The 11,260-nt window shown below is 36.9% G+C and carries 8 protein-coding genes; 5 read left to right on the plus strand and 3 right to left on the minus strand.

What is annotated here, in order from left to right:
• Positions 1–71: 71 nt before the first annotated feature.
• From AC0L5Q_RS16620 to AC0L5Q_RS16635, 4 genes are all read left to right on the plus strand, one after another.
• The gene (locus AC0L5Q_RS16620; protein WP_473611608.1) at positions 72–2,168 is read left to right on the plus strand and encodes a DUF1800 family protein; all 2,097 of its coding nucleotides are present in this window, start codon (positions 72–74) and stop codon (positions 2,166–2,168) included.
• A 15-nt stretch (positions 2,169–2,183) separates the two neighbouring features.
• Complete coding sequence (locus AC0L5Q_RS16625; protein ID WP_473611611.1) at positions 2,184–3,530, plus strand: DUF1501 domain-containing protein; 1,347 nt, start codon at positions 2,184–2,186, stop codon at positions 3,528–3,530.
• A gap of 304 nt (positions 3,531–3,834) precedes the next feature.
• A complete protein-coding gene (locus AC0L5Q_RS16630) occupies positions 3,835–4,467 on the plus strand; it encodes a hypothetical protein (protein ID WP_473611615.1) in 633 nt (210 codons plus the stop codon).
• A gap of 245 nt (positions 4,468–4,712) precedes the next feature.
• Complete coding sequence (locus AC0L5Q_RS16635) at positions 4,713–6,338, plus strand: 7TM-DISM domain-containing protein (protein ID WP_473611619.1); 1,626 nt, start codon at positions 4,713–4,715, stop codon at positions 6,336–6,338.
• Positions 6,339–6,398: 60 nt separating this feature from the next.
• On the opposite strand, the gene maiA is transcribed toward AC0L5Q_RS16635, so the two are convergent.
• From maiA to hmgA, 3 genes are read right to left on the minus strand one after another with little or no spacing between them, the layout of a single operon-like run.
• Positions 6,399–7,043 carry a maleylacetoacetate isomerase gene (gene maiA / locus AC0L5Q_RS16640; protein WP_473611623.1) on the minus strand — a complete coding sequence of 215 codons (645 nt, stop codon included), beginning with the start codon at positions 7,041–7,043 and terminating at the stop codon, positions 6,399–6,401.
• 15 nt (positions 7,044–7,058) lie between these two features.
• Positions 7,059–8,387: a fumarylacetoacetase gene (gene fahA / locus AC0L5Q_RS16645; protein WP_473611627.1), complete on the minus strand. Its 1,329-nt coding sequence runs from the start codon at positions 8,385–8,387 to the stop codon at positions 7,059–7,061.
• Between the two features lie 25 nt (positions 8,388–8,412).
• Entirely contained in the window at positions 8,413–9,717 is a 1,305-nt protein-coding gene (gene hmgA / locus AC0L5Q_RS16650) for a homogentisate 1,2-dioxygenase (RefSeq protein WP_473611631.1), read from the minus strand.
• Positions 9,718–10,299: 582 nt separating this feature from the next.
• Here hmgA and AC0L5Q_RS16655 point away from each other — a divergent pair.
• Positions 10,300–11,199: a LysR family transcriptional regulator gene (locus AC0L5Q_RS16655; protein ID WP_473611635.1), complete on the plus strand. Its 900-nt coding sequence runs from the start codon at positions 10,300–10,302 to the stop codon at positions 11,197–11,199.
• Positions 11,200–11,260: the final 61 nt, after the last annotated feature.

An 11,260-nucleotide genomic window follows, 5' to 3' on the forward strand; every position in this document is an offset into this window, starting at 1 on the left:
GTTTGCTAAATATGCATAATTTAAACCCGCTTTTATCTTTGTTATACATAATGAAAAGATATAAAAAATTCATGATGTTTCTGGTAGTTTTTTGTACCGCTGCCAGTTCATATGCAATGGAGCCAGTTGCTGCTGTAAGGTTATTGCAACAAGCGACATTTGGCCCAACACAAGAACAAATAACTAAACTTGAAAAAATGAGTGAAGAAGCATGGATTGATGAGCAATTATCTAAGCCAGCGACTTTACATAGGTCTTATTATGATGCTGCTTTTGAGTATCCGCGAGCTAACTTTAGGCGTAATCAAGGATGGTTGAAAGCGGCATTACATGCGGAAGATCAGCTACGCCAACGTATGGCATTTGCATTAAGCCAAATATTTGTGGTTTCTCAGGTGGGCACAAGCTTAGAGCGTTACCAAGCAGGATTAGTTAACTATTACGATACATTGATTGATGGTGCTTTAGGTAATTATCGTGATCTTATGTACAAAGTTACTATGCATCCTGTTATGGGAACCTATCTCACTTACTCACCAAATTATAAAGCTAATCCTGAAGGTTCAAATGAGGCTGATGAAAACTATGCTCGTGAGATGCTACAACTTATGAGTTTAGGTACTTATTTGCTCAATCAAGATGGAAGTTATCAGGTTGATGAACGTGGTAAGCCGATTGAAACATACTCTCAAGCACAAATTAAAGGCTTCGCTAAGGTATTTACCGGTTTATGTTATTCGGGCCGTTGTGATTGGCGTTTTGGTGATTATACGAAACCTATGGCCATGAGTTATAACGCACATGATCTTACTGAAAAACAATTGCTTTCAGTAACACTGCCTGCAAATCCTAAGAGTGTAGAAGAGGATATTCAAGCAGCTCTTGATGATGTTTTTGCTCATTCAAATATAGCTCCCTTTGTTAGTCAACGATTAATTCAAATGTTAGTTACATCTAATCCTACACCTGGTTATATAGCTCGAGTTGCAGCGGTATTTAATGATAATGGGAATAATGTAAAAGGGGATTTAGCTGCTGTTGCTAAAGCTATACTTCTAGATGATGAAGCACGTAATGGCCATATGGGTGAAAATGCGCTGGAGTTTGGTAAGTTACGTGAGCCACTTATTATGATGACTCATTTTTTCCGAGCGTTAGATATGTATCAAAATACCGATACGCCTGAAAGTGGTTTTTATAAATTGGAAAATGATTTATACCAAGCTCCAATGATGGCCTCTTCTGTATTTAACTTTTATCATTTTGATTATAGTAATCCTAGATTATTACAAGCGGGATTAGTTGATGAATCAGAAGCTATAGATGAGCCTCAAAATACAGATACTCGTATAATAAGCTTGGAATCAGCAAACTATCCTGGACATTTTGTGCAGCATGTTGAAAGTAAAGTAAGAATTAGTGCTATAGAACCCGAAGAGGTAACTGCTCAGTGGAAAGTTGTTGAAGGTCTTGCGGGAGAAGGTACGTTTTCACTTGAGTCTGTAGATGTACCAGGTAATTTTCTTCGCCATAGGAAAGGCAATATTTTACTTCAGCCATTTGAAGATAAACAACTTTATAGAGAAGATGCTAGTTGGTTTTGGAAAGATGGATTTGTTGATCCTAATGCTATTTCTTTAGAGTCATTGAACTATTCTGATGAATATATCCGTCATCGTAACTATTTCTTAGACAGAACCGTTATTAATAGCGAGCTGGATAAAAATGATGCAACTTTCTTTGTGAAAGATCTAGTTAGTACAACCACAGGTACTAATAACCCAAGTAGTAATAAGCCAAATTTAGTTTTTCCTGTATTCGAACTTTCACCTGAAGACAAATTGCTTTCTCGTTTTAACTTTATTCATAGACATGTTGTTGGAGGATCTGCGGCAATGCGTGCATATGATAAATGGGCTGAAATTATTAATGAAGGTCAAACTAGAGAAGAAGGTATCAACAACTTAATTGATTACATTGATTTAATGTTTACTCAAGGTGAAATGTCAGATGCACTGAGAGAACAAATTCTATATATCATCAATATGGTTCGCCAAAATGATACTAATTTAAATGGGACTTTGAAAAATCAGCACAACGACTCTAACGCTTTGAATGCAGTAATGATGTTGCTGTTTACAAGTCCAGACTTTGCCATTCAACGATAATTAAAGGGGGAAAAAATGGAAAATTTAACAATGAATCGTCGTCGTTTTATGCGCAATATGCTAGTTAGTGGCTCTGCGGCTTACGCGGCAGGTGGGATGCAGTTGGTTAATGCTGCTACCGCGCAAGATCAAACGGATTATAAAGCATTGGTTTGTGTGTTTTTATTCGGTGGAAATGACTCATTTAACATGCTCACACCTTTGCATGGACAGGCAAGAACTGACTATGAAAATGTGCGAGGAGGGTTAGCTCGACCTTTAGGGTTAGAAATATTTCCTCGCGGTCAAAGTTTTGAGGGAGGGTTGGCTCTTGATATTGAAATGGCTGGATTAAAAGATTTATTTGATCAAGGGAAGTTAGCTATACAAGGTAATGTGGGGCCTCTTATTGAACCCGTATTAGATGAGCAAGGTAACATAAGACCTGATAGTTCTTATCCTAAAGGTTTATATGCTCATGATGCCTCTCAGCAAAACTGGATGCGTGGTGCTGATTTAGCGCAAAAAGGTACGGGGTGGGGCGGACGTGTATTAGATGCTGTGGAGGGCGAAAACTCTTCCAATCAAGCATTTATGAGTAATATTAGCTTAGCAGGATCTAATTTCTGGCAAGCAGGGGCACTTCATAGCCCATACAGTATTCCTCGAGATGGAAAAATACAGACCAATTTTATGGGTAACGGTAATATTACTTGGATCCGAACGAATGCTATTGAAAACTTACGTCGTAGTGAGAAAAGTAATCACAGACTTAAAGCCGCTTTTGGGAACCTATTTGAAAATGCGATGGATAACAATAGTAGCCTCGTTGAGCAACTCGCTGATGTTGAAGAAAGTACGATTGTTTTTCCTGGAGATAATGGTCTTGCGCAAGACTTAAAGGCTGTATCTAAAATGATTGAAGTAGGGCGTAATAATGGTTTAAGTCGTCAAGTATTCTTTGTTGGCTTAGGTGGTTTTGATACGCATAATAATCAAAGCAGTAGCCATCCTAATTTACTTAGAATATTAAGTGAAGCTATGGCAACATTTTACGATTACAGTGTAGAGAAAGGCCTGGAAAATAATATTACAACATTTACCATGTCTGATTTTGGGCGTTCAATACGATCTAACGGTGACGGTACAGATCATGGTTGGGCAGGACATCAATTTATCCTAGGTGGCGCAGTTGATGGTGGTCGAATATACGGAGATATGCCGCTTCAAAGTTCTTCAACCAATCCAGTACCTACTACATCGAATGAGCAGATGTTTGCTTCATTGGCCAAATGGTATGGCGTTACTGATGATCAAGCGCTTAAACAAATTTTTCCTAATTTGAAAAACTTTAATGCTAATCCAATTGACTATTTCGGATAAGTTTACTTCTTAAATACCTCTTCTACCTTGTAACTTTATGAGGTAGAAGAGGCATGTTTAATAGACAGAATACCTCAGTTCAGTCCATCCTTTTCTATACGTTGGTATAGCAACTTTTTTATTACGTTCAATATTATGTATAAACATGTGAAAGGAAACGTTTCGTTAATATTGGTATTACTGCTTCTGGGGGCTGTAATATTTAATCACTCTTTACATTAATGATAACGGGGTACGCTGATGGTAATTTGCAGAATATGTAGTATTAAATCATTTAATTATTATGCAAAGTAATGGAATAATCATGAAGCTTAAACTTTTTCAATATATGCTAATCGTCCTGATCACGATAAGTAGTATTAACTTGGCAAATGCCTCTTTGTTAACTTGGGACTTTACGAGTGTTGTTAAATGCATTATTCAAGATGGCTCTAATAAAATCGATGGTAGTATTACAGGGGGTTCTACATTGTTTGAAAGTATCCCTTATGACAGTAGATTTATGAAGTATTCACCAAGGATCTACTATTCGGATCCCATTGGTACTTTTACTCTTTCAGGTTTAGGATTGTATAGCTGGAACGCTGATGTTTCTGTGTTATATAACCGTGATGGAGATATTTATGATGTTAATAGAGATTATTATTTAAGTGAAATTCGCGAATCTATAGAGATTAGTTTCTTGGATTATAGCCAAAGTTATGTTGATGGTTTATTAACAGAAAACTGGTATATACCGCCGTTAGAATTTAGCAATATCGTTTTTGACTACACGTTAAAGCTTGATACGAGCCCATGCTGTAAGGATTCCCGTTTACAGGGGGATATTGAATTACATACATCACCATCACCGAACAATTCGCCAGAACCTTTTAAATTAGCTGTTTTTGCTGTTGGCTTGATGGGAATGGGATTACACCGTATAAAAAAGCGCTAAGTGAATATCAGTTTTATTAAATAACGGTAGTGGTTATTGATTCTTCTCGGTTGCTTAAATTGATCTGGATTAGCTTAAAATAAGGTATGTTATTTGAACAATTCCAATCAAGAAGAAATGTTGATAATGGTGTATCTATAATATAAAGTACTCCGCATTAAAGTTTTAACTCGGCTAATAAGGCAATAAGTGTGGGCAGACGAATAGCACTTATTTTACTCTTTATAGTCTAATAAGGAATGTCAGTGCTTCACTGGAGTATAAGGATATTAAGCGTATTTTTTGCGTTGTTTGCAAGAATGACTTTCGCTACGACTACAGATTTTATTGTATTAGAGGATCAGCACACCGTTACTTTCCCTACCTTAGAATATCAAGCGATAGAGGCCGATTTTGATACCATTAAAGAGCTTTCTACAGGTTGGGCAACTACAGAATCAGAATTATTTAATGTAGGCTTTTCTCCCTCTACTTTTTGGCTTAAGGTAAAATTAAAGAATCAAAGTAGAAATGATGAATGGTTTTTAACTTTAGATAATACTCGACTTGATTTTGTTGACTTTTACTTATTGAATGGTGAAGGCTTACAGTATCTTTCATCAGGCGACCATCGGCCTATTTCTGGGCAATCTTCATCTTCTCCAACGTTTAAATTCTACTTAGCCCAAAATCAATCTGCACAACTTTATATCCGAGTACGTTCTGAAGCAAAAATAGATTTTACCCCTAAAATACGCGGTAGTTTTAAATATGGGGAACATCTTTCTGAGGTCAAACAAATACATGTTTTTTATGTATTAATTTTATTAATGTTTGTAGTTTTTCAATTGGCTTTAAATCAGAGGATAATCAATAAAATTAATCTATATTATATAACTAGCTTATGTTTTGGATTTGCTTACAGCCTATTTTATTATGGCGAAGGTAATTTATTATTTTGGCCAGACAATATAATATTAAAAAATCGTGGTTTTTTTGTTTTTGCTATGATGTCATATGTGTTTTCAACCTTGTTTCTACAAAAGTACCTACGTAGTCGTATTATCTCTCCACATCTACATTATTTACTAAATTGTTTCTTGGTGTTTCTTGGGGTTAGTATCATTATTATATTATTTCCTGTAACAAATATGGTACGTGTAGTATTGGTTTTGCTAGCAACCTTTGCAATGTGTTTATTTATTCTTATTGGTACAGTGCGAACTATTCGTTACGATAGTTATTGGGCTATGGGGCTGGCAGTTCCGTTATTTTTTACTATCTTAGCCTTGATTATTTATACATTTACTTTTCTTGGTGTATTGCCTAGTACAACATTTACGTCGCACTTAATATTATGGTCTATGCCCTTAGATATATTGATGATATCGGTAAGTTTGGTGTTTAGACATTCGGCCTTACGTCGTGAAAGAGATGCTTTATTAGCTAAGATGCGAAATATCTCACTACAACAAAAGAATATGGATACGGGAGAGGTATTGTCGATAAAGCCGTCACTGATGGATAGTAATCAATGTGAGCCTAATAAACGACTTAGTAATATTAATACAGATTCAACTATTCTAAGATTAATTCAATATCTTGAGCATGATAAACCATTTTTGGAGCCAGGAATAAGTGTTGAAGATGTAGCATTGCATTTACAGGTGAGACCAGATCAACTATCAACTTTAATAAATAAAGAGTTGCATACCTCTTTTCCAACGTTGATCAATATTAAACGCTTAGAAGCCGCAGGTGAACAGCTTAAAACACAGCCAAATAAAACAGTTCTTGATATTGCTCTAGAGTGTGGTTTTGGTTCGAAAAGTAGTTTTAATCGGTTGTTTAAGGGGCATTTTAATACAACTCCTTCTCTTTATCGCAAATAAATAACTAAAGTTAAGGTATACGTATTACTGCCTGAGGTTAATTTATGTAATTGTTAACGATCAGATCGCTTTAGGATTAGGAAAATCTATTTGACTTTCAGGCTTTGCCTCATCAAATGCAGGCAGTTTATTGCAGTTGTTATAAACAGCTAAAATATTAGGGTAGAGTGTCATATCAAGCTTAAAACGCAGAGCATTATATACTTGTGGAACAAGGTATAAATCTACTAAGGATACTGTGTCGCCTAAGCTATAAGGTGTTGCCTTTATTTGACTTTCTAACGCGTTAAACCCTTTGTTTATCCAATGAAAATACCACAACATTTTTTCATCTTCATTCACGTTCAAGGTTTGTGTTAAATATTTAAGCACGCGTAAGTTATCGAGTGGGTGAATATCGCAGGCAATTAAATCAATCATGCTGCGTACTTCTGCTGCAGCAAACGCGTCAGTAGGAATCAGTGGGTGCTGCGGATACAGCGCTTCTATATATTGAATAATAGCGCCAGACTGGCTTAAAAACCGACCGTCGTCTGTTTCTAAACAGGGCACTAGGCCCTGAGGTTGTTTATCAGTATATGGAGCTTGTATATGCTCACCTGTTAGTAAGTTTACCGGTACTAGCGTGTGTGCAACGTCTTTTAAGTTTAATGCAATTCTTACACGGTAAGCCGCAGAAGAACGATGGTAGCTATAAAGTTTCATATTTACACCTGTTCATTAGCTAACATATTTATTTGCGACAGCAGGAAGTACCGTACCTACCACTTCACCAAAACCAATTCTAGCTGCGCCTTCACGTTGACATGAAGCGCGCATAATAATGGTATCGCCGTCTTCTAAAAAGGTACGTTTTTCACCGTTTGGTAAGCTAAACGCTTCTTTGCCACCTTTACTTAACTCTAATAAAGACCCCGCTTCAGGCTCGGTTGGGCCTGACTGTGTACCTGAACCTAGTAAGTCACCCGCGCGCATAGTACAACCGTTACTTGCATGGTGTGTTACTAGTTGTGCTGCGGTCCAATATGAGTGTTTAAAGTTAGACGTTGATAGCTGAACCATAGGTTGGTTAGCGTCACGCATTTTTTGTGTTTCAATGTAGCATTCAAGATTTATGTCTAAGTTACCTTGCGCTGAGTTTTTGTCAGAGCTTAAATAAGGCATAGGTGCAGGATCTGCTTCAGGGCGTGTGAACGAGTCGCGATACGGAGCAAGTGCTTCCATGGTTACAATCCACGGTGAAATAGTTGAGGCAAAGTTTTTCGCTAGAAATGGCCCTAAAGGTTGGTATTCCCACGCTTGAATATCGCGTGCAGACCAATCGTTAAAAACACATAAGCCGAATAAGTGATCTTCAGCATCGTCAATATCAATTTGCTCGCCTAAGCTTGTTTCTTTACCAATAAACAAGCCCATTTCTAGTTCGTAATCTAAACGCTTACAGGGGGCAAAAATAGGTGCTTCCATGTCAGGTGTTTTTGTTTGGCCAATAGGGCGATGAAACTCTTGACCTGAAATATCGATAGTTGAAGAACGACCGTGGTAGCCAATAGGGATCCATTTATAGTTTGGTAATAATGGGTTGTCGGGTCTGAATAATTTACCTACTGAGGTTGCATGATGAATTGATGTGTAAAAATCAGTGTAATCACCAATAACACAAGGCATGCCGTATTCAATATTGGCTTGGTCAATTAAACAGTCAGCAATTTTATCTTGTAAATTTGAACCAGTTCTAAGGGCTTGAGACAAGGCTAATCGTAATGCTGAGTTTGCTTCTTTACCCATAGCCATTAAGGTATTTAATGTAGTTTCGCTACTAGCTTCTAGCGCTTGTTGAGTAAGCCCAGTAAAGATGTTTTTTTGCGCTAATGCCGCTAAATCTACAACTTTTGAACCTATAGCAACTGCGCCACGAGGTGCTTCATTACTCCCTTTAGGTTTAACAATAGCAAAAGGTAAGTTTTGAATAGGGAAGTCGCTGTTTTCATTCGCGCAGCTTACCCAACTTGTTAAGTTTACGTCATGAGTTTCATTAATTTGTGTCATTACTTATTCCTATTATTGGGTATAACTATTTCTTACCATTAAAATGCTTTTTCATGTTGCCCCAGCAAGCTAAATAGTTTTCTTGTTTAGCGGGTGTGGTTAAGGAAAATTCGGTTGGTTCAATCACATAACGCGATTCGAACATAAAGGCTAATGTATTTTCGTATCGTTGCGGAGCAAGTTCTGCATTGCTGGCTTTTTCGAACACATCGGCTTCTGGACCATGGGGTGTCATGGTGTTATGTAAACTCATACCACCGGGCACAAAGCCTTTTTCTTTCGCGTCGTAAACACCTTCAATAAGTCCCATAAATTCACTCATAATATTACGGTGATACCAAGGTGGGCGGAACGTGCCTTCTGCCACCATCCAACGAGGAGGAAAAATTACAAAGTCTACGTTGGCTACACCTTCTTCACCACTAGGTGAAGTAAGTACGGTAAATATTGAAGGATCGGGATGATCAAAACTTACGGTGTTTATTACATTAAAGCGCGATAAATCATATTTATAAGGTGCGCTAGTACCGACCCAAGCAACTACATTCAATGGTGAGTGATCTAAAGCGGCTTGATGTAGCTCACCGCAAAACTTAGCAATAAGTTGGTAATCACCTTCTACGTCTTCAAACCATGCCGTAGGGTATTGAAAGTCGCGGTCGTTAGCATAACCATTGGCACCTACAGGGCCACGTTCTGCTAAGCTCAGTGCATGGCCATAGTTTTCACAAATGTAACCACGAATAGGGCCATCAACAGGGTCTATTTTAAAGGTGATACCACGAGGAATAACTAAAATTTCACCGGGTTTTACGTGCAAAATACCTAATTCAGTATAGGCAATTAATTCACCTTGCTGAGGTACAAACAACATTTCGCCATCAGCACTGTAAAAAAAGCGATTACCCATGCCTTTGTTTGCGGTATAAACATGAATACCAATACCTGCTTGGCCTTTGGCATTACCGTTAGCAGCCATGGTCGTTAAACCATCAATAAAATCAGTTGGCTTAGTAGGTAGTGGTAAAGCGTTCCAACGCATAACATTGGGCGGGCATGTTACTTCAGTAATCGGCCCAGTTCTTAATAAACCTTTATCAATAGGAGTAAAGTCACCCATACTGATTGAAGGCTGAATTCTGTACATCCAGGTTCTACGGTTTGTATTACGCGGTGCAGTAAATGCGGTGCTACTAAATTGTTCTGCGTATAATCCGTATGGACATTTTTGAGGATTAAATTGGCCAATAGGCAAAGCGCCTTTAAGTGCTTCTGACTCGTGCTCATTGCCAAAGCCGTTTGAATACTTAAGAGAATTAATATCTATCATTATTACCTCTTTTAACATTGACGTGGTTAATGCATAAGTTTATGTAAAGTAATGTACTTTTTGTGTTTTAGGTTGTTACTTATTACATAACCAGAGCTCAAGTTACTTTCTCATATGTATGATTAACTGTAGTTTACGGCGGTAAGACTGCTTGAGTAAATTGCACTTAAGCATTAATTCTTCAGGCGTTTGTACAGCTATGTTTACCGTTACTGTAAATGGTTTAAGTATTATTAAAGCCACTTTTTTAATCCATGATTTAATAGATTTTTTCTATATACGGTTATTGCCTGAATGAATACTTAACTATATTTTTAGCAGGATGAAAGGCTCTTGTTAAATATAAAAGGTGTTAATGAATTTTATTATTTTATCTATTAATCAAATGGTTATGTTTTTTATCGAAGGGTAGGTAAATATGTACTTCTTCACTTACGTTATTGAAAAAAGAATTGATGAAGTTTAGTTTTATGAGCATTTTTATTGTTATGTTGTTCTGCATTTGTATTTTTTGATAAATAGCAAGATTCATTAACTTTTTAAATGTATATTAACGTTTACATATTATTTAGGAATAGTGTGATGAACGTAACATTAAAACAAATTAGGGCTTTCGTTACCGTTGCAAAAAGCAATAGTTTTGCTGAAGCGTGTGAAATTCTTCATTTGTCTCAACCTGCTTTAAGTATTTCTATAAAAAACTTAGAAGCTACCGTTGGCGGCCCTTTATTTATTCGCTCAACGCGCAGCGTGTCTTTAACGCCTGAAGGTGAAAATTTTTTTCCGGTAGCTAAAAACTTATTAATTAATTGGGACGATGCCTTTAGCGACTTAGGTAATTTGTTCTCGTTAAATAGAGGTAAATTAACACTGGCGGCTATGCCTTCTTTTGCCAGTAGTGAATTACCGGTTCAATTGCAAAAATTTAAAGCAAGCTTTCCTAAAATTAATATTAAAGTACATGACGTAATCGCCGAAGATGCTGTAAATATGGTACACAATGGCCAAGTAGAACTGGCATTAACTTTTGATCCTGACGAAGCCGATTATTTGCATTTTGAGCCATTATTTACTGATAACTTTATTATTGCACTTCCACAAGAACACCCGTTATTAAAGCACGATATTATTACGTGGCAGATGGTGTCGCAATACCCTTTTATAACGCTACAGCGTCCATCGAGTATTAGACAATTACTTGAAACATCGTTAAGTGATGAGAATATTGATTTAAATATAGAGTTTGAAGCGAATCAGCTCGCCACTATTGGGCAAATGGTATCTATTAACTTAGGTATTAGTGCTATGCCGTCTTTATGTAAAACACAATTACAAGCGCAAGGCGTAATTTGTAGGCCGTTAACATCACCGCCTATTAGTCGTAGAGTAGGTATTGTTACTCGTAGGCGCTATCCTCTTTCAAGTGCAGCTAAAGCCTTTATTGATATTATTAAAAATGAATATCATTCTCGCACAATATAAATTTGTAACTCATTGTAAATATTTACATTTTATTAACTTTTGATTGTTTGTTTGTAATAAA

The sequence above is a fragment of the Pseudocolwellia sp. G5-9 genome, assembly GCF_055808995.1.